This is a genomic window from Pseudomonas sp. TNT2022 ID642, from assembly GCF_028656995.1.
GTDB lineage: Bacteria > Pseudomonadota > Gammaproteobacteria > Pseudomonadales > Pseudomonadaceae > Aquipseudomonas.
This window is the reverse complement of record NZ_JAMDGW010000001.1, coordinates 1-20489: the sequence shown is the minus strand read 5'-3', so window position 1 is coordinate 20489 and position 20489 is coordinate 1. Positions and strand designations below refer to the sequence as shown.

16 protein-coding genes are annotated in these 20489 nt (G+C 58.8%); 11 read left to right on the top strand and 5 right to left on the bottom strand.

Translation table 11 applies throughout. The annotated features are described in order from the left end of the window. Positions 1-6 precede the first annotated feature (6 nt). The gene (locus M5G26_RS00080; protein WP_134174554.1) at positions 7-975 is read left to right on the top strand and encodes an ABC transporter ATP-binding protein; all 969 of its coding nucleotides are present in this window, start codon (positions 7-9) and stop codon (positions 973-975) included. Continuing rightward, positions 975-1955 (top strand): peptide ABC transporter ATP-binding protein, encoded by a 981-nt coding sequence (locus tag M5G26_RS00075; protein WP_007917625.1) that lies wholly within the window; start codon positions 975-977, stop codon positions 1953-1955. The genes M5G26_RS00080 and M5G26_RS00075 overlap by 1 nt, the downstream gene beginning before the upstream one ends. Before the next feature lie 209 nt (positions 1956-2164). Here the strand turns inward: M5G26_RS00075 and M5G26_RS00070 are convergent, their stop codons facing one another. Together M5G26_RS00070 and M5G26_RS00065 are read right to left on the bottom strand one after the other, a co-directional pair. After that, positions 2165-2422: a hypothetical protein gene (locus M5G26_RS00070; RefSeq protein ID WP_273914154.1), complete on the bottom strand. Its 258-nt coding sequence runs from the start codon at positions 2420-2422 to the stop codon at positions 2165-2167. A 156-nt stretch (positions 2423-2578) separates the two neighbouring features. After that, complete coding sequence (locus M5G26_RS00065) at positions 2579-3772, bottom strand: MFS transporter (RefSeq protein ID WP_273914153.1); 1194 nt, start codon at positions 3770-3772, stop codon at positions 2579-2581. A 453-nt stretch (positions 3773-4225) separates the two neighbouring features. On the opposite strand from M5G26_RS00065, the gene M5G26_RS00060 reads away from it, so the two are divergent. Together M5G26_RS00060 and M5G26_RS00055 are read left to right on the top strand one after the other, a co-directional pair. Next, positions 4226-4639, top strand: coding sequence for a helix-turn-helix transcriptional regulator (locus tag M5G26_RS00060; RefSeq protein ID WP_273914152.1), 414 nt, complete (start codon positions 4226-4228; stop codon positions 4637-4639). A 1-nt stretch (position 4640) separates the two neighbouring features. Next, a complete protein-coding gene (locus M5G26_RS00055; RefSeq protein WP_273914151.1) occupies positions 4641-5966 on the top strand; it encodes a type II toxin-antitoxin system HipA family toxin in 1326 nt (441 codons plus the stop codon). Between the two features lie 114 nt (positions 5967-6080). Here the strand turns inward: M5G26_RS00055 and M5G26_RS00050 are convergent, their stop codons facing one another. Beyond that, positions 6081-7664, bottom strand: a complete 1584-nt coding sequence (locus tag M5G26_RS00050; RefSeq protein WP_007915312.1) for a peptide chain release factor 3 — start codon at positions 7662-7664, stop codon at positions 6081-6083. A 438-nt stretch (positions 7665-8102) separates the two neighbouring features. On the opposite strand from M5G26_RS00050, the gene M5G26_RS00045 reads away from it, so the two are divergent. The 5 genes from M5G26_RS00045 to M5G26_RS00025 all read left to right on the top strand — a co-directional run bounded on the left by M5G26_RS00045 (position 8103) and on the right by M5G26_RS00025 (position 13324). After that, positions 8103-8792, top strand: a complete 690-nt coding sequence (locus M5G26_RS00045; protein ID WP_169844036.1) for an ABC transporter permease — start codon at positions 8103-8105, stop codon at positions 8790-8792. Positions 8793-8812: 20 nt separating this feature from the next. Continuing rightward, positions 8813-9706: a glycine betaine ABC transporter substrate-binding protein gene (locus tag M5G26_RS00040; protein ID WP_273914150.1), complete on the top strand. Its 894-nt coding sequence runs from the start codon at positions 8813-8815 to the stop codon at positions 9704-9706. A gap of 12 nt (positions 9707-9718) precedes the next feature. Then, positions 9719-10372 (top strand): ABC transporter permease, encoded by a 654-nt coding sequence (locus M5G26_RS00035; RefSeq protein ID WP_007915307.1) that lies wholly within the window; start codon positions 9719-9721, stop codon positions 10370-10372. Then, positions 10369-11526 carry an osmoprotectant ABC transporter ATP-binding protein OsmV gene (locus M5G26_RS00030; protein WP_150691842.1) on the top strand — a complete coding sequence of 386 codons (1158 nt, stop codon included), beginning with the start codon at positions 10369-10371 and terminating at the stop codon, positions 11524-11526. The genes M5G26_RS00035 and M5G26_RS00030 overlap by 4 nt, the downstream gene beginning before the upstream one ends. A gap of 634 nt (positions 11527-12160) precedes the next feature. After that, positions 12161-13324, top strand: coding sequence for a type III PLP-dependent enzyme (locus M5G26_RS00025; RefSeq protein WP_007915304.1), 1164 nt, complete (start codon positions 12161-12163; stop codon positions 13322-13324). A 252-nt stretch (positions 13325-13576) separates the two neighbouring features. Here M5G26_RS00025 and M5G26_RS00020 read toward each other — a convergent pair whose 3' ends face one another. Continuing rightward, positions 13577-14329 (bottom strand): tetratricopeptide repeat protein, encoded by a 753-nt coding sequence (locus M5G26_RS00020; protein WP_273914149.1) that lies wholly within the window; start codon positions 14327-14329, stop codon positions 13577-13579. Beyond that, on the bottom strand, positions 14326-15006 hold the full coding sequence (locus M5G26_RS00015) for a Fe2+-dependent dioxygenase (RefSeq protein ID WP_273914148.1): 681 nt from the start codon (positions 15004-15006) through the stop codon (positions 14326-14328). The genes M5G26_RS00020 and M5G26_RS00015 overlap by 4 nt, the downstream gene beginning before the upstream one ends. 207 nt (positions 15007-15213) lie before the next feature. Between M5G26_RS00015 and M5G26_RS00010 the strand changes: the two genes are divergently transcribed. Beyond that, positions 15214-17523, top strand: coding sequence for a TonB-dependent receptor (locus tag M5G26_RS00010; RefSeq protein WP_273914147.1), 2310 nt, complete (start codon positions 15214-15216; stop codon positions 17521-17523). A gap of 235 nt (positions 17524-17758) precedes the next feature. Next, complete coding sequence (locus M5G26_RS00005) at positions 17759-20287, top strand: sulfite reductase flavoprotein subunit alpha (RefSeq protein WP_273914445.1); 2529 nt, start codon at positions 17759-17761, stop codon at positions 20285-20287. Positions 20288-20489 lie beyond the last annotated feature (202 nt).

The window sequence follows — 20489 nt, the reverse complement described above, 5'->3', positions numbered from 1 at the left end:
ATTCCCATGTCACTGCTAGAAATCAAGAATCTCAACGTTCGCTTCGGCGACAAGACCGCGACCCCGGTGGTCGACGGCCTCGACCTGAAAGTCGACAAAGGCGAAGTACTGGCCATCGTTGGCGAGTCGGGTTCGGGTAAATCCGTGACCATGATGGCGCTGATGGGCCTGATCGAGCACCCCGGCATCGTCACCGCCGACGCGCTCAGCTTTGACGGCAAAGACATGCTCAAGCTGAGCAACCGTCAGCGTCGGCAGATCGTCGGCAAAGACCTGTCGATGGTCTTTCAGGATCCGATGACTGCGCTGAATCCGAGCTACACCGTCGGTTTCCAGATCGAAGAAGTGCTGCGTCTGCACCTGAAAATGTCCGGCAAGCAAGCGCGCAAACGTGCGATCGAACTGCTGGAAAAAGTTGAAATCCCGGGCGCCGCGAGCCGCATGGACGCCTACCCGCACCAACTGTCCGGCGGTATGAGCCAGCGTGTTGCGATCGCCATGGCGATTGCCGGCGAGCCGAAACTGCTGATCGCCGACGAACCGACTACTGCGCTGGACGTGACGATTCAGGCACAGATCATGGATCTGCTGCTGGCATTGCAGAAAGAACAGAACATGGGCCTGGTGCTGATCACTCACGACCTCGCCGTCGTGGCTGAAACCGCCCAGCGCGTCTGCGTGATGTACGCAGGGCAAGCCGTTGAAGTCGGTCAGGTGCCGCAACTGTTCGACATCCCGGCGCACCCGTACAGCGAAGCGCTGCTCAAGGCGATTCCCGAGCACAGCCTCGGCGCCGCACGTCTGTCGACCCTGCCGGGCATCGTTCCGGGCCGCTACGACCGGCCGCAGGGTTGCCTGCTGTCGCCGCGCTGCCCGTACGTGCAGGACAGCTGCCGCGCGCAGCGTCCAGGCCTTGATCCGAAAAGCCACAGCCTCGCCCGCTGCTTCTTCCCGCTGAACCAGGAGGTGGCGTAATGGCCGTCGTACTTACCGCCCGCGACCTGACCCGTCACTACGAAGTCTCCCGTGGCCTGTTCAAGGGCCACGCGACCGTACGCGCACTCAACGGCGTGTCGTTCGAACTGGAAGCCGGCAAGACTCTCGCCGTAGTCGGCGAGTCGGGCTGCGGCAAATCCACCCTCGCCCGTGCTTTGACACTGATTGAAGACCCGTCGTCCGGCTCCTTGAAAATCGCCGGCCAGGAAGTCGCCGGCGCCGACAAGGCCCAGCGCAAGCAACTGCGCAAAGACGTGCAGATGGTCTTCCAAAGCCCGTACGCCTCGTTGAACCCACGGCAGAAAGTCGGTGACCAGCTCGGCGAACCGCTGCTGATCAACACCAACCTGAGCGCTGCCGAACGTCGCGAGAAAGTCCAGGCGATGATGAAGCAGGTCGGCTTGCGCCCTGAGCACTATCAGCGCTATCCGCACATGTTCTCCGGCGGTCAGCGTCAGCGTATCGCCTTGGCCCGGGCGATGATGTTGCAACCGAAAGTGCTGGTGGCGGACGAACCGACTTCGGCATTGGACGTGTCGATTCAGGCGCAGGTGCTGAACCTGTTCATGGATCTGCAGCAGGAGTTCAACACCGCTTACGTGTTCATCTCGCACAACCTCGCGGTGGTGCAACACGTGGCCGATGACGTGATGGTGATGTACCTCGGTCGCCCGGTGGAGCTGGGGCCGAAGAACGACATTTACGAGCGTCCGTTGCACCCTTACACCCAGGCGCTGCTGTCGGCGACCCCAACCATTCACCCGGACCCGAACAAGCCGAAAATCAAGATCGTCGGCGAACTGCCTAACCCGCTGAACCCGCCACCGGGCTGTGCTTTCCACAAGCGCTGCCCGTATGCGACCGAGCGTTGCAGCACGGAAGAGCCGGCGTTGCGCCAGCTCGACAGTCGGCAGGTGGCTTGCCACTACGCCGAGCAGTTCCTCGACGGCGCGGCGTAGGCAAATCTGGAGAGCGACACGAAACCTGTAGGAGCTGTCGAGTGAAACGAGGCTGCGATCTTTTGATTGTCAGAATCAGAATCAAAAGATCGCAGCGTGCCGCAGCTCCTACAGGGATCGGGTTTATTCAGGGATAAAGTGTTGAGCAAACCCCTTCCACCTCGACTGCGCATCAGTCGAGGCAGAAGGGGTTTTCTTTTGCCTGCGATTTACGTCTGGGTGTCGCCGTCTTCATCGTCAGTATCCGGCTCATCGGTCGTCGAGTCGTCATCATCGGCACTGCCACCCTGCCCCTGATCGCCCGGCTCGGATTCCGACTTGGCAAGCATCAAGCCGCTGTGCCCGACCTGTCCGTTGAACGCCTGAGAATCGTGATCCTCGCACTCGGCCCAGGCCGTTGCGGTGCCGAGGGACAGCATGACCATCACTTTCAACAGCAATAAAACCCGTAGCAACCTGCTTTTCATAGCTGACTCCATCCATTTTCAGGTGAGACATTCGTGCCTGACTGGCGCTGTGTGAAATCTAGTTCCGATCCATCGGGTTCACCAGATAGGACGCCAACGGGCAGGCAGAAATGCCCTTCGCCGACAGACGGGTTTCGAATAATCTCTATCGCCGGATCAGCTAAGCGGGCGGGTGGCTTGCCATGTCAAAGGAATCGACATCAGCACCAGGACGGTGCTGGCCAGCCAGACACTGTGGCCACCGAAATTGCCGTACAACTGACCGCTGAGCACCGGTGACAACAATGCGCTCGCACTCCAGCTCATAAAGAACAGGCCAAAGTACTGACCGCTTTTGCCACTCTGCGCAAACTGCATCGCCAGCACATTCAGCGGCGGCATGAACAACGCCTCGCCCAACGTCCAGATCAGCGTCGACAGACAGACGAACGCCAGCCCGGAACCGAACGGCAACATGCCCAGCCCGCACGCCAGCAGCAAACTACCCGCGAGCATCTGCCGACGCGTGCCCCAACGCTCGCCCCAGTGCGACAGAGGAATCTGCAGGGCGATCACCAGCAACGCATTGAGCCCGAACTGCCAGCCGATCGCCTCGGTGCTCAACTGATAGTAATCACGCAGATAGTTGCCCAGCGTGCTGTAGACCGTGTCGAACGCGATGCCAAGCACAGCCGTCGCCGCCAGCAACCAGAGGAACGGTTTGTCGCGATACGGCACGCCCGATCCACCTGTGCCGCTCGTTGATGGCTCATCATTGATCAACACCGGCCGCTGCCACGTGGTGCGAACAAACCACAGCAACGCCAGCAACGTCATCGCCGCACTGCCGAAAAATACCCAGCGAAAATCGCTCTGCGCCAACACCCCGCCCGCCACCCCGGCAGCGGCCATGCCGAGATTACGCGCCACCCGACTCAAGGCCTGCGCGCGCGAGCGATGAGCGACTTCACAATATTCCATGATCAGCCGCTGATGCAGGGTGCGGATGGCCCCATCGATCGTCCCGCTAAGCAACAGTAATGCAGCGAGCAACGGCACTTGCGTGACCAGCCCCAGCAGGATCAGCACCCACACCGAAACGAAGAACAACGCCGCCGTCAGCCGCGCCGTGCGCACATGATCACTGAGCCAGCCACCGAGCATCGAACCGACCAGCAAACCCGCACCGTACGCCGACAGCAACCAGCCAACCGTCTCGATCGCCAGCCCCAGCTCCTGACGCAAGTACAACGCCATGAACAGCTTGACCATGCTGCTCAGGCGATTGATGAACAACAGCGCCGCGAGCACCCAGGCCATCACGCCGAAATAGCCGTCCAGTCGTAGCAGGTGAGTCAGGCGACTCGTCATTCAATTGATCCTTGAAGGCTGCGTGAGCTTCGAACCCTAGCCGTCAGGAGGTCATTCGTCACGAGTGAAATACACGCTCCGAGTTTGCCTACCGAAGGACAGGAAAGTGCTTACATGAAAGCTCGCGTGTTTTTTGTCTACTGCGCGTAGCATCTGAATTGAATCGGCAAGATTGCTCGAAGCCTGGCGGACTGAATTTCACAGCGCGAGTGCCGTCAAGAATTGCAGCGTTTTTAGTCCATATTTTTGAAAACCCATTTTCAGGGCTGCAAATAGAGTGCGGAAACCATCCCGCCATAACCTAAAGAAATATTTGCGTTAGCGCCGAATTAATCCTGCAATACAAAAAAATTTGCTTTCCTCTCAAAATCATCAAAACTACAAAGCAACAATACAAAGAATATTTTTCCTTTGGCGCTAAATTTAGCAATAAAGAAAAGGAATGTTTGCATTATGCGTATACAACGTAAAAGCGACGATGCTATCTCAGCTCAGCTGGGTGAAGCGTTACGCGAACGCCGCGTACGCAAAGACATCACACAAGATCAGCTGGCAGCACAGGTCGACGTCAGCACCCCAACGATTCAAAAGCTGGAAAAAGGACGAGGCACCCTGCAGCTCCTGATCGCCGTGCTCCGGGAACTTGATTCTCTCGACCTGATTTCTGGATTGATCGAGCCGCCCCGTGCGAGCCCGATTGCTGCGGCTCAGACAGGCAAAACGGGGCGCGTTCGTGCGCTGGGAGTCGTTCGAACGAGTGATGGTCGAATTCGCGCTTATCAAAGCACTCCATTGGAAACGGGCCAGAAAAGCAAAGGCAATGACCAAGGCGCAGCCAAACCACTACTGATTCCAAGGAAGAAATGAATTGCCAATAACTGCAGAGGTCTGGATGTGGGATGTCAGGGTCGGGGCCGTGCTTTGGGATGAAAGTCAGGCCCCGGCGACTGGAACATTTGAGTTTGATCCAGCGTTCACTGAAATCGGGCTTGAAATTGCGCCTCTGACCATGCGAGCCGTCACTGGTGAAATCTACGCCTTCCCTTCGCTGAACGATCAAGCCTTCAAGTCTCTCCCACCATGTCTTTCGGACTCGCTGCCGGATGACTTCGGTAACGCGGTGATCGATGCCTGGCTAGCTAAAGAAGGGCGTGACCCCAGAAGCTTCTCTCCTGTCGAGAGATTGCTCTATATCGGCGCCCGAGGCATGGGCGCGCTGGAGTTCCGTCCAGCCGTGGACAAGGTCAAAACCAAGATCGAAAAACTGGAACTGGAGTCTTTGGTAGAACTTGCCGGACAAATTCTAAACCAGCGCCAGCAACAGTTCTCCGGGCTGCAATTGGGTCATGACAATAGAAAGGATGAGGAAGCTCTCAAGCATATGTTTCAGGTCGGCTCATCCGCTGGCGGGCAGCGACCCAAGGCAATCATTGCAATCAACGAGAAGACCGGTGAGCTCTGCTCAGGACAAATCACAGCGCCGGAGGGCTACAGCTATTGGCTGTTCAAGTTTGACGTGCTTAAAGGAGCTGAATCGCTAGGTGACCCCGCAGGCTTCGGCCGAGTGGAGTTCGCCTATCATCTGATGACCTTGGCCTCGGGCATCACCATGACTGAGTGCCGCTTGCACATTGATGGCCCTCGCGCACATTTCATGACACGCCGGTTCGACCGAATGGATGATGGTGACAAGATTCATGTGCAAACATTGTGCGCCATGGACATTGCTGACTACACCAAACCTGGTGCGTACTCCTATGAACAAGCGCTGTTGGTAGCAAGGGACCTCGGTTTGCCCAGGGAGGACCACGTTGAGCTCTTTCGGCGCGCGGTGTTCAACGTTATTGCGCGCAATCAAGATGATCACACTCGCAATATTGCTTTTCAGGTATGGCGTGACGGGGTTTGGCGGCTTACTCCGGCGTATGACATGTGCTGGGCTTATCGCGTCGACTCTCCGTGGGTATCCAGCCACCAGATGACAATCAACGGGAAAAGGGATGATTTCATTGTTGATGACCTTCTAGCGCTGGCTAGACAGATACCCAGGTTGCAGGGAAAGAAAATCATCAGCGAAGTAGCCGCCGCAGTTAGCCGCTGGCGAGAGTTCGCAAGCACTGCCGGCATTGAAAATGAAGCCCTGATTGAACAAATCGAGAGCACTCACAGACTCTATCTTGCCGAGGATCTGTAAAACTCAAATCGGAAAACGATCAAGGCCCTGCAAGCAACGCTTGCAGGGCCTTTCGAGACCATTTGGAAGAATCCCGCTGCTTACGCAACGGAATCATCCATACCATGGCTCAGCTTAATGATGCTCACGCGTCGCGCGGAACTTCACATCCGGCCAACGCTCTTCCATCAACGCCAGGTTAACCCGCGTCGGCGCCAGGTAAGTCAGGTGACCACCGCCATCGACCGCCAGGTTCTCCACAGCCTTGTTGGAAAACTCCTCAAGCTTCTTCTTGTCGCTGCACTCAATCCAGCGAGCGGAATACACAGTGATCGGCTCATACGAGCACTCAACCTTGTATTCCTCCTTCAAACGGCTAGCGACCACATCAAACTGCAGCACACCCACGGCGCCAAGAATGATGTCGTTGCTGCGCTCCGGGAAAAACACCTGCGTTGCGCCCTCTTCGGCCAACTGCTGCAGACCCTGACGCAACTGCTTGGACTTCAGCGGATCACGCAGGCGCACACGACGGAACAGCTCCGGCGCAAAGTGCGGAATACCGGTGAAACCAAGGGTTTCACCTTCACTGAAGGTGTCGCCAATCTGGATCGTGCCGTGGTTGTGCAGACCAATGATGTCGCCGGCGAACGCTTCTTCCAGCTGCTCACGCTCGGAGGAGAAGAACGTCAGGGCGTCGCCGATGCGCACGTCCTTGCCGGTGCGCACGTGGCGCATCTTCATGCCTTTTTCGTACTTGCCGGAGCAAATACGCATGAAGGCGATACGGTCGCGGTGCTTCGGGTCCATGTTCGCCTGGATCTTGAAGATGAAGCCCGAGAACTTCTCTTCGACCGGCTCAACGGTACGCTCGTTGGCCACACGGGCCAGCGGACGCGGCGCCCAATCAACGACGGCGTCCAATACGTGGTCAACACCGAAGTTGCCCAAAGCAGTACCGAAGAACACCGGAGTCAACTGACCGTCGAGAAATTCCTGCTGGTTGAATTCGTGGCAGGCGCCCTGAACCAGCTCCAGTTGCTCGATGAAACGCTCGTACTCGTCGCCCAAGTGCGCGCGCGCCTCGTCGGAGTCGAGTTTCTCGATGATCTTGGTTTCGGTGCGTTCGTGACCGTGACCGGCGGTGTAGACAATGATGTAGTCGTCAGCCAGGTGGTACACGCCCTTGAAGTCGCGGTAGCAACCGATCGGCCAGGTGATCGGCGCGGCCTTGATCTTCAGCACGGCTTCGATCTCGTCGAGCAGTTCGATCGGGTCGCGGATGTCACGGTCGAGTTTGTTGATGAAGCTGACGATCGGCGTGTCACGCAGACGGCAGACGTCCATCAGCGCAATCGTACGCGGCTCGACACCTTTACCGCCGTCGAGAACCATCAATGCCGAGTCCACCGCCGTCAGGGTGCGGTAGGTATCTTCGGAGAAGTCTTCGTGGCCCGGGGTGTCGAGCAGGTTGATCATGTGTTCGCGATACGGGAACTGCATGACCGACGTGGTAATGGAAATACCCCGTTGCTTCTCCATCTCCATCCAGTCGGATGTCGCATGGCGATCGGATTTACGGGATTTCACCGTACCGGCCACTGCAATCGCCTTGCCCATCAACAGGAGCTTTTCGGTGATCGTGGTTTTACCGGCATCGGGGTGGGAAATAATGGCGAAAGTGCGGCGTTTCGCGACTTCGGCGGCCTGGTTGGTCATGGGAAATCGCCTGGCGGTGATTCAAAAAAGGGCGGCGAGTATAGCTTAAAAAGTAACCGCCGAACCACCGTCCCTCGGGCCCGCAAAACCCTGTAGGAGCTGCCGCAGGCTGCGATCTTTTGCTCTGTTGCGCTAGAAGATCGCAGCCTTCGGCAGCTCCTACAGGTGGCCAGATGGCATCTTATGTGGGAACCTTTCAGCGCTCGGAGACGTCCATCCCCTGTTACGAATTTTCGTCAGGGGCTGAAAAATCAGCAAGTTAGCCTGACGAGGCTGCGCTCATGGCTCGCTTTCAGACCGCTTTTTGCCGGTGCTGAGGGAGCTGCTTCTCGCGAACGTTTATTCCCGGCAGCCATGTATGGCATGCCACACGGGAGGGCGTTCGCCGACTACAAAAAAAGGAGTCCGCCTGTGGCTATCCGCTATGGCAAAGGGCTGATGGGAGGTGCGGTGGTGATCGCGCTCCTGGCCCTGCTGGTCCACTGGATCGGCATCAACACGATCGAACACTACCGCGACGATTTGTTGTTTTACCTGCAAGCTCATCTGATTCTCGTCCTCGCTTCAATGCTGGCCGCCCTTGTCGTGGGCATCCCCGCCGGCATCTTCCTCAGTCGCCCGACAATGGTCGGCCGTGCTGAACGCTTCATGCAGATCTTCAATATCGGTAACACCGTGCCCCCGCTGGCCGTGCTTGCGATCGCCCTGGGCGTCCTAGGCATCGGCAGTGGCCCGGCGATCTTCGCGTTGTTCCTCGCTTCCTTGTTGCCGATTGTGCGCAACACCTACGAAGGCCTGAAAAATGTCCAGGGCTCGCTGAAAGAGGCGGCCGTCGGCATCGGCATGACCCCGCGCCAAGTGCTGTGGAAAGTCGAATTGCCCAACGCTGTGCCGATCATTGTCGGTGGTGTGCGCGTGGCGTTAGCGATCAACGTCGGCACCGCGCCGCTGGCCTTCCTGATCGGCGCCAACAGCCTTGGCAGCCTGATCTTCCCTGGCATCGCCCTGAACAATCAGCCGCAACTGCTGCTCGGCGCCGCGTGCACCGCGCTGCTGGCCTTGCTGCTCGATGGCGTCGTCACCCTCGCCAGCCGTCTCTGGCTGGAACGCGGTTTGCGCCCGTCTTAAGGCTTTGTGAAGGAATACCTATGAAACGATTGAGCTTGATTCTGGGCTGTATCCTGCTGTTCGCAGGCATCGCCCAAGCCGCTGAAAAACCGGTTATCCGCCTCGGCGCACGTGTATTTACCGAGCAGACTCTGCTCGCGGAAATCACCGCGCAATACCTGCGCAGCAAAGGCTACGACGCGCAGATCACCGGTGGTCTGGGCAGCAACCTCGCCCGCAGCGCCCACGAAAGCGGGCAGCTGGACATGCTCTGGGAATACACCGGCGTGTCGCTGGTGGCCTACAACCATGTCACCGAAAAACTCGACAGCGCCCAGTCCTACGCCCGGGTGAAAGAACTCGACGCGAAAAAAGGCCTGGTCTGGCTGACGCCATCGAAATTCAGCAACACCTACGCTCTCGCCTTGCCGAAGAAAGTCGCCGAGGAATATCCGCAGATCAACAACATCAGCCAGTTGAACGAAGTGCTGCGCGCCGAGGCCAAGACCAATCACCTGGTGGCGCTGGACACCGAGTTTGCCAACCGCTCCGACGGTCTGATCGGCATGGTCGATCTTTACGGCATGAACCTGACCCGCAAGAACATCCGCCAGATGGACGCGGGCCTGGTTTACACCGCGTTGCGCAACGGCCAGGTGTTTGCCGGTCTGGTCTACACCACCGACGGTCGTCTCAACGCCTTCGGCCTGAAACTGCTGGAAGACGACAAGCACTACTTCCCCGACTACACCGCTGCGCCGGTGGTGCGTCAGGCCTACCTCGACGCGCACCCGCAATTGGCCGAGCAACTCAAACCGTTGGCCGAACTGTTCGACGACGAAACCATGCGCCAGCTCAACGCGCGGGTCGACGTCGATCACGAAAGCCCTTCGAAAGTGGCCGCCGATTTCCTGCGCCAGCACCCACTTAACTAAGGAGGAAAAGTCATGGAATTTCTGAACGCCTTTTCCCACCTCGACTGGCAGCAGGTGATGCACCTGACCTGGCAGCACATCACCCTCGTCGGCATCGCCGTGACCCTGGCGATTGTCGTTGGCGTGCCATTGGGCATTCTGATGACGCGATTTCCGACTCTCGCCGGTCCATTGCAAGCCAGCGCCACGGTGCTGCTGACCGTGCCGTCGATTGCTCTGTTCGGCCTGCTGCTGCCGTTCTACTCCAAGTTCGGCCAGGGCCTCGGGCCGATGCCGGCGATCACCGCAGTATTTCTCTATTCATTGCTGCCGATCATGCGTAACACCTACCTCGCCCTCACTGGCGTCGAACCGGGCATCCGTGAAGCCGCGCGCGGCATCGGCATGACCTTCGGCCAGCGCCTGCGCATGGTCGAGTTGCCGATTGCGGTGCCGGTGATCCTCGCCGGCGTGCGCACCGCCGTGGTGATGAACATCGGCGTGATGACCATCGCCGCGACCATCGGCGCCGGTGGCCTCGGTGTGTTGATCCTCGCTTCCATCAGCCGCAGTGACATGTCGATGCTGATCGTCGGCGCACTGCTGGTCAGTCTTCTGGCCATTTTCGCTGACCTGTTTCTCCAATGGCTGCAACGCTCGTTGACTCCAAAAGGATTACTCAAATGATCGAACTTCAAAACCTCAGCAAAACTTTCCAAAGCAACGGCAAAGATGTCAAAGCCGTGGACTCGGTGAGCCTGACCGTCAATGAAGGCGAAATCTGCGTGTTCCTCGGGCCATCGGGTTGCGGCAAAAGCACCACGCTGAAGATGATCAATCGCCTGATCAAACCGACTTCGGGCAAGATCCTCATCAACGGCGAAGACACCACCGATCTCGACGAAGTGACCCTGCGCCGTAACATCGGTTACGTGATCCAGCAGATCGGCCTGTTCCCGAACATGACCATCGAAGAGAACATCGTCGTCGTGCCGAAACTGCTCGGCTGGGACAAACAGAAATGCCACGACCGCGCCCGCGAATTGATGAGCATGATCAAGCTGGAGCCCAAGCAGTATCTGCATCGTTATCCGCGCGAATTGTCCGGTGGCCAGCAACAGCGCATCGGCGTGATCCGCGCACTGGCCGCTGATGCGCCGCTGCTGTTGATGGATGAGCCGTTCGGTGCGGTCGACCCGATCAACCGCGAGATGATCCAGAACGAATTCTTCGAGATGCAGCGTGCGCTGAACAAGACCGTGATCATGGTCAGCCACGACATCGACGAAGCGATCAAACTCGGCGACAAGATCGCGATCTTCCGCGCCGGCAAACTGCTGCAGATCGATCATCCGGACACGCTGCTCGCGCACCCGGCGGACGACTTTGTCAGCAATTTCGTCGGCCAGGACAGCACGCTCAAGCGCCTGTTGTTGGTGAAGGCTGAAGACGCGGCGGACAACGCGCCGTCGGTGAGCCCGGAAACCCCGGTGGCCGATGCGCTGGAATTGATGGACGAGCATGACCGTCGCTACGTCGTGGTCACCTGTGCCGAGAACAAGGCGTTGGGCTATGTGCGTCGTCGTGATCTGCACCGTCAGACCGGCACCTGCGCGCAGTTCCTCCGTGAGTTCAACGCCACGGCGGCGTACGACGAGCATTTGCGCATCCTGCTGTCGCGCATGTACGAGTTCAACCGTTCGTGGCTACCGGTGATGGATGCCGAGCGGGTGTTCCTCGGTGAGGTCACGCAGGAGTCGATTGCCGAGTATCTGAGCTCCGGCAAATCTCGCGGCGGCAAGACCAGCATCGTCTCGCCAGCTGAGGCCGTAGTCGCATAAAACACGAAACCTGTGGGAGCGAGCCTGCTCGCGAAAGCGCAATATCAGTCAACAATGATGTTGGCTGTGAAAATGCCTTCGCGAGCAGGCTCGCCCCCACAGGATCTGCGTAATTTTTTCTTCATTCGCCTAGCGGAAAAGAATCTCAACACCTGCGGATCGGACAGCATGTATGAGACAACCCGCGAAACAGCCAAAATCCCCTTCACCCTCTCCCCTCGCAGCCAACGTCGCCGATATTGCCGCCATCACACTTACCCGCGACTTAGCCGACATAATCCACGAACGTGCAGGTATTTTTAACACTCGAAAATTCTCGGGGAACATCTGCCCGTCATCTCGGTCGGCTACAAAGAGAGATGAATGCGACGTACGTCAGAAGCGTGCAAAAACGCGACATTTTTAGTTGATCTCAGGCCCCTCACGCCCTAAAGTTCGCGCCGAACGTCCATGCTGGAAACGATCCATCCGGCTCAAGTACTGACGACGAGACAGCAAGGCCAAGGGTAAAACCACCCGTGGCCTTTTTGCTTTCGGCGACATGCCTTGGGAAGTAGGCGAACCAAAGTGGGGATACGGAGGGCGTTCATTTGCACCCATTGATTTTTCGAGTTTGCCCATAGGAGCTCCCAGTATGTCGATCCAGGTCGAAGACTATTTCGCGCGCGCTACATTCGACAAAATGAAGGCGTTCGCCGACAAACAGGAAACCCCGTTCGTGGTGATCGACACCGCGATGATCGCCCAGGCCTACGATGACCTGCGCGCCGGTTTCGAATTCGCCAAGGTCTACTACGCGGTCAAGGCCAACCCGGCCGTCGAGATCATCGATCTGCTCAAAGAGAAAGGTTCGAGCTTCGACATCGCCTCTATCTATGAGCTGGACAAGGTGATGGATCGTGGCGTCAGCCCGGACCGCATCAGCTACGGCAACACCATCAAGAAATCCAAGGACATCCGCTACTTCTACGAGAAGGGCGTGCGTCTGTTCTCCACCGACTCCGAAGCCGACCTGCGCAACATCGCCAAGGCTGCCCCGGGTTCGAAAGTCTATGTGCGCATCCTCACCGAAGGCTCGACCACGGCTGACTGGCCTTTGTCGCGCAAATTCGGCTGCCAGACCGACATGGCCATGGATCTGCTGATCCTCGCTCGCGACCTCGGCCTGGTGCCTTACGGCATCTCCTTCCACGTCGGTTCGCAACAGCGCGACATCAGCGTCTGGGACGCAGCGATCGCCAAGGTCAAAGTGATCTTCGAGCGTCTGAAAGAAGAAGACGGCATTCATCTGAAGCTGATCAACATGGGCGGTGGCTTCCCGGCCAACTACATCACCCGCACCAACAGCCTGGAAACCTACGCCGAGGAAATCATCCGCTTCCTCAAGGAAGACTTCGGTGATGATCTGCCGGAAATCATTCTTGAGCCGGGCCGTTCGCTGATCGCCAACGCCGGTATTCTGGTCAGCGAAGTGGTGCTGGTTGCACGCAAGTCGCGCACCGCTGTTGAACGTTGGGTTTATACCGATGTGGGCAAGTTCTCCGGCCTGATCGAAACCATGGACGAAGCGATCAAGTTCCCGATCTGGACCGAGAAGAAAGGCGAGATGGAAGAAGTCGTCATCGCTGGACCGACTTGCGATAGCGCCGACATCATGTACGAGAACTACAAGTACGGCCTGCCGCTGAACCTGGCGATCGGTGATCGTCTGTACTGGTTGTCGACCGGTGCTTACACCACCAGTTACAGCGCGGTTGAGTTCAATGGCTTCCCGCCGCTGAAGTCGTTTTACGTGTAAGAGCAGCTGCGAGTTTCAAGCTGCTAGCTGCAAGTGAAAAGCCCATGACGTGTCATGGGCTTTTTTGTGTCTGGCTTTGAGATTTGTGGTGTGCTTTCGATCTATCCCCCTCACCCAGCCCTCTCCCCCAAGGGGGCGAGGGGGAAAGGGAGCAGATCGGGGGCCTTTCAAAAGCTGAGTTCGACCTGATATCTCAGGTCGGTGTATCCGGAACATCCAACTCGGTCAGTCCCCTCTCCCTCTGGGAGAGGGTTAGGGTGAGGGCTCTTGGCACCGAAGCGCATACCGCTCAGCCAACGCCTGAATCCTCAGATCAACAGCACTCGCCAGCGTCTGACTCGCCACCCGCAAGAAATTCAGATTGCCGCCGGCCAAAGCTTTCTCAAGCCAATCGACCGCCTCATCAATCCGCCCCTCATCCGCTAAAACTGCAGCGAAACTGAACTGCCCACGAAAATCCCCACCCTCGGCCGAACGCCGATACCAATCACGCGCCGCAACCGGATCCGCCGGGCACACCTGCCCTTCCTCCAGATACCGCCCCAGCAGATTCATCGACTTCGCATGGCCCAATTCAGCCGCACGCCGATACAGCGCCAACGCCTGTTGATGATCCACCGCCACACCGCGCCCGGTCGCGAGCAGATTGGCGAGGTTGTACATCGCCCAATCCAGCCCGGCATTCGCTGCAATCCGGTAGTGCTGCGCAGCGATCGAAGCATCGGCGGTAATCCCCCAGCCATGCTCATGACAGCGTCCAAGCATGTTGCGCGCCATCAGATGCCCGCGCCCGGCGGCGATGCCGAACCAGCGCAGCGCCAGCGCTTGATCCTGCGCGATGCCTTGGCCGTCCAGAAGAATCTGCCCAAGCAACGCCTGCGCTTCGACTTCGCCCTCACCCGCCGCCAGCAGAATCGCCTGCGCCGCGCGTGCCGGGCTTTCTACAAGCATGGCGCTGAGTTGTTCGCCGTTGAGGACTTCCTCGCGACGCAGCAGGAAACTCATACCTCGACCCAGCGCCGCAGCAGGTTGTGATACGTACCGGTGAGGCGGATCAGCGATGGATGATCTGGCATGTCTTGAGTCAGTTGCTGAATCGCCCCGTCCATCTCGAACAGCAACGCGCGCTGGCTGTCCTCACGCACCAGACTCTGTGTCCAGAAAAACGACGCATAGCGTGTGCCGCGAGTGACCGCGTTGACCTTGTGCAAACTGGTGCCGGGGTACAAGACCATGTCGCCGGCCGGCAACTTCACCTGTTGCGTGCCGTAGGTGTCCTGGATTTCCAGTTCGCCGCCGTCGTAATCCTCAGGCTCGCTGAAGAACAGCGTCGCCGACAGATCGGTGCGCACCCGCTCGATACTGCCCTTGGGCTGGCGCACGGCGTTGTCGATGTGGAAATCGAAACTGCCACCGGCCGTGTAACAGTTCACTAACGGCGGGAAGACTTTGTGCGGCAGCGCGGCGGACATGAACAGCGGATTTTTCCACAGCCGTTCAAGCATCGCCGCGCCGATTTCCTTGGCCAGCGGATGACCTTCTGGCAGTTGCAGATTGTGCTTGGCCTTGGCCGATTGAAAGCCGGCGGTGATTTTGCCATCGGCCCAATCGGCCTGCTCCAGCGCCTCACGAATGCGCTGCACTTCGTCTTTTGCGAACAGTCCGGGGATGTGCAGCAGCATGGCGATGTCACCTGATGGCAAAGAGGCGGCAATGGTATTGATTCTTATTGACCGTGTAAAACCCGAGAGACGAATGAACTGGCAAAAACCGTAAGGTTAAATTGTAAAGAATGTAAATTCAGCGCGAATAACAATGTTTCGCAATTGATACGAATACTTGTTTAACCTATATTCCGCCGCCTCAAATCCTTGGGGAGGGGAATAAAAATGGCACGTCAACACGAACAATTACCGGTAAGTTCACCACGTCTGCTCGCCTCTGCAATCGGTGTGGCAATCACCGCCGGCTCCGCTGGCCAGATGGTCTTCGCCGCGGAAAAAACCGACAGCAAAGCCACCGGCAATGCCATCGCCCTGGACGCCACCGCCATCACCGGCGAAGCCCAGGACTCAACGTCCTACCAGGTCGAAAAAGCCTCCTCGCCCAAGTACACCGCGCCGCTGGTCGACACGCCGCGCTCGGTCACCGTTATTCCGCAACAAGTCCTCAAAGACACCGGCGCCCTGAACATGCAGGACGCGCTGCGCACCGTGCCGGGCATCACCTTCGGCGCCGGTGAAGGCGGCAACCCACAGGGCGACCGTCCGTTCATTCGCGGTTTCGACGCCCAGGGCGACACCTACCTCGACGGCGTGCGCGACACCGGTTCGCAGAGCCGCGAGATCTTCGCCGTGGAAAACATCGAAGTCAGCAAGGGCCCGAACTCCGCCATCGGTGGTCGTGGCGCGGCAGGCGGCAGCATCAACCTGGTGAGCAAGAAAGCCCACCTGGGCAACTCGTTCGACGGTGGTTTCACCTGGGGCTCCGACCAGACCCAGCGTTACACCCTCGACGGCAACTACCAGTTCAGCGACACCGCTGCTGGCCGTCTGAACCTGATGAGCCATGAGAGCAACGTCGCCGGTCGCGACAAAGTCGATTACGACCGCTGGGGCATCGCGCCGTCTCTGGCGTTTGGCCTGGGCACCGACACCCGCGTCAACCTCGACTACTACCATCTCGAAAGCAACGACACCCCGGATTCGGGCGTGCCGTACACACTGTCCAGCCCACGCACCAAATCCAGCCCGGACAAACCGTACTCCGGTGGCGATCACAGCAATTTCTACGGTCTGGATCGCGATTTCCGCAAGGGCCGCACCGACACCGCGACCTTCGCCATCGAGCACGATCTGAGCGACTCGCTGACGATCAAGAACACCCTGCGCCACGGCACCAGCATGCAGGATTACATCCTGACCCAGCCGGACGACAGCAAGGGCAACGTCAACAATGGCAGCCTCTGGCGTCGTGCCAATACTCGGGTGAGCAACACCGAGACCACCACCAACCAGACTGACCTGTTCGGCAACTTCTACGTTGCCGGCTTCAAGAACAGCTTCTCCACCGGTGTCGAATACACCCGTGAGGAAAGCCAGAAGTCTTCGTACAACGTCAACACCGACACCACGCCGCGCACCACTAATGTGGCCGCGAGCAGCAACTGCACGCCGTCGATGATCGGCGCGTCGAGTAACTACAACTGCACCTCGCTGTCGAACCCGAATCCGAACGATCCGTGGAACGGCGCGATCTCGCGCAACTACGCCGGCACCGATACCAAGGCCAACACCTACGCGCTGTATGTGTTCGATACGCTGGAGCTGAACGAGCAGTGGCTGGTGAACATGGGGCTGCGTTACGACCACTTCGACACTGACTACAAGACCTACAACGCTGCCGGCACCACCACGTCCAAGGGTGATGACACCAGCGAGTTCGTCACCGGTCAGTTCGGCGTCGTCTACAAGCCGGCGGAAAACGGCAGCATCTACGCCTCCTACGCCACCTCGGCCACGCCGCCGGGCAACACCTTGGGCGAAGGTCAGGAAGGCAACCCGTTGGGCGGCACGCCGGATCGCAGCGGCAACCTGCTGAGCAGCGACATGGAGCCGGAAACCACCAAGAACTATGAAATCGGCACCAAGTGGGATCTGCTCAACGATCGCCTGTCGCTGACCGCTGATATCTTCCGCACCGAGAAAGAAAACGCCCGTGTGCAAGTCGACACCACGTCGTACGAAAACGCCGGCAAGACCCGTGTGCAAGGTGTCGAACTGTCGGCCAGCGGCAAGATCACCGACAAGTGGCAAGTGTTCGCCGGTTACGCCTTCATGGACAGCGAACAAGTCGACGGCGGCCCGATGGGCAAGGCCAACGATGGCAACGAACTGCCGAACACGCCGAAAAACAGCGCCAGCCTGTGGACCACTTACCAGGTCACGCCGAAGCTGACCATCGGTGGCGGTGCGTTCTACGTCGACGACGTGTACGGCAGTGTGGCCAACACCACCATGGTCGATTCGTACGTTCGCTACGACGCAATGGCCGCGTACAAGCTGACCAAGAACGTCGACCTGCAACTCAACGTGCAAAACCTGACCAACGAAACCTACTACGACAAAGCCTTCTCGACCCACTTCGCCAATCAGGCGGCGGGCCGTACGGCACTGTTGAGCACTAACTTCCACTTCTGACCGATGTGGAAACCTGTGGGAGCGAGCCTGCTCGCGAAAGCGCTGGGTCAGTCAAGTAGAGGCTGACTGACACGACGCCTTCGCGAGCAGGCTCGCTCCCACAAGGTATGCGCCGCAAGGCTTGGCCCCGTTCATTCAATTGAACGGGGCTTTTGTGCGTAAGAAAGAACGCTTCTCGATAACCCACGGCATAATGCGCGCCGTGAAGACAATTTCCGAATGGACGGCGAGTGACGTGTTGAAGAAAACCCTGTTCCAGTTGCACTGGTTTTTTGGCATCACCGCAGGCCTGGTGCTGGCGTTGATGGGCATCACCGGCGCGGCCTATTCGTTTCAGGACGAAATCCTGCGGGCGCTGAACCCGTCCGTCCTGCAAGTAGAAAAACAGGTCGCCGGTGTCTTGCCACCCGTCGAACTGGTCGAGCGCATCGAAGCCACGTCGGGCAAAAAGGTTTCGATGCTCTGGGTCGAAACCGACAGCGGTAACGCGGCTCGCGTCTACTTCACGCCGCCCAAAGGCGAGCGTCGCGGTGAGATGCGTTATTTCGACCCGTACACCGCCGAGTTCATGGGCGATGCCGTCGGCCAGGATTTCTTCGGCCTGATGCTGCAGTTGCACCGTTTCCTCGCGATGGGCGATACCGGCCGCAACATCACCGGCGCCTGCACGCTGATTCTGTTGTTCTTCTGCCTCTCCGGCCTGTACCTGCGCTGGCCGCGTCAGTGGAACAGCTGGCGCGTCTGGCTGACGCTGGACTGGAAGAAAAAAGGCCGCGCCTTCAACTGGGATCTGCATTCGGTAGCGGGCACCTGGTGCCTGCTGGTGTATCTGCTGCTGGCGTTGACCGGGTTGTCGTGGTCGTACGAGTGGTACAACAAAGGCCTGACCAAATTGCTCTCCGACGCGCCGCAAAACGAGCGCGTGCGCGGTGGTCGCGGCCCGGCGCCGGAAGGTCCGGCGCCGACTGCCGATTACGCAGCGATGTGGAGCAGCATCTACAGCGCTGCCGGCCCGGGGCTCGCGGCGTACAACATCCGTATGCCGGCCGTCGCTGGCCAACCGGCGACGGTGTTCTATCTGCTCGACAGCTCGCCGCATGACCGGGCGCTGAATCAGATCACCCTCGACCCGGCCACCGGCATCGTCAAACGCGTCGATCGTTACGCCGACAAGAGCTTCAAGGCGCAATTGCTCACCAGTATTTACGCGCTGCACGTCGGCAGTTATTTCGGTCTGGTCGGGCGGATCATCATCACCGTTGCGGCGGTGTGCATGCCTTTGTTCTTCATCACCGGCTGGCTGCTGTACCTCGATCGTCGACGCAAGAAAAAGCAGATCAAGGATGCGCGCAAAGGCCTCGCTCAACCGGCCGGCGATGCCTCGGCCTGGCTGATCGGCTTCGCCAGCCAGAGCGGTTTTGCCGAGCAACTGGCGTGGCAGACCGCCGGGCAATTGCAAGCCGCCGGATTGCCGGTGAAGGTGCAGCCACTGGCGAATGTCAGCGAACAGGATTTGCATGATTCCAGCAATGCACTGTTCGTCGTCAGCACCTTCGGCGACGGCGAAGCACCGGACAGCGCACGCGGATTTGAGCGCAAGGTGTTGAGCAAGGCTGCAACGCTCGACAGTCTGAATTACTCGGTGCTTGGCCTCGGCGATCGTCAGTATCAGCACTTCTGCGGTTTCGCCAAGCGCCTGCACCAATGGTTGGCGGAGCACGGCGGCAAGACATTGTTCGCGCCGGTGGAAGTCGACAGCGGTGATCCCTATGCCCTGCGTCACTGGCAAACCCAACTCGGCCTGCTCACCGGGCAAGCCCCCATCGATACCTGGCAAGCGCCGAGCTACGACAACTGGACGCTGCTGCGCCGTGAGCTGATGAACCCGGACAGCAGCGGTGCGCCGGTTTACCTGCTGGGTTTGAGCGCACCGAACACCAGCAGTTGGCTGGCCGGCGACCTGGTCGAAGTACTGCCACGCAACTGCCCGTGGGCCATCGAACACTTCCTCGACGGCCTCGGCATTCGTGGCGAGACCACAGTGAAAATCAACGGTCTCGACGAGCCGCTGGAAGTCGCGCTGGCGTCGCGGCAATTGCCCGAGCACCGCGCCCATCTGGTCGGTTTGCATGCGCAATCGCTGGTCGATGCGATGGTGCCGCTGGCCATGCGCGAATACTCGATCGCCTCGATTGCCGCCGACGGCGTGCTGGAGCTGATCGTGCGTCAAGAGCAGCATGCCGATGGCACCCTCGGCATCGGTTCCGGCTGGCTGACCGAGCATGCGCCAGTGGGCGGCAGCATCAGTTTGCGGGTGCGGCGTAACAGTGGCTTCCATCTGCCGAACGAACCAGTGCCGATGATTCTGCTGGGTAACGGTACGGGTCTGGCGGGGTTGCGCAGTTTGCTCAAGGCGCGGATTGTCGATGGTCAACAGCGGCAATGGCTGCTGTTTGGCGAGCGCAATCGTGAGCACGATTTCCTCTGCCGTGCGGAGCTGGAAGAGTGGTTGATCAATGGTGATCTGGAACGGCTGGATCTGGCGTTTTCGCGGGATCAGGCGGAGAAGGTTTATGTGCAGGATCGTTTGCGTGAATCGGCTGATGAGCTGAAGAAATGGCTGGCGGACGGGGCGGTGATTTATATCTGCGGCAGCCTTCAGGGGATGGCTTCGGGGGTTGATCAGGTGCTAAACGACATTCTCGGTGCCGCTGAAGTCGAACGCCTGATCGAGCAGGGCCGCTACCGGCGTGATGTCTATTAAAAGCCCCTCACCCTAACCCTCTCCCGGAGGGAGAGGGGACTGATTGGGGGAGATTCACGCAATACGCCGACCTGAACGTGCTTCACCGAATCCATAATCGAGAAAGGCTTCGTGCTGATCTTATAATCAACTCGGTCTTTCAGGTCGACGTACCTCTTGAGACACCTCGATCGGCTCCCTCTCCCTCCGGGAGAGGGCTGGG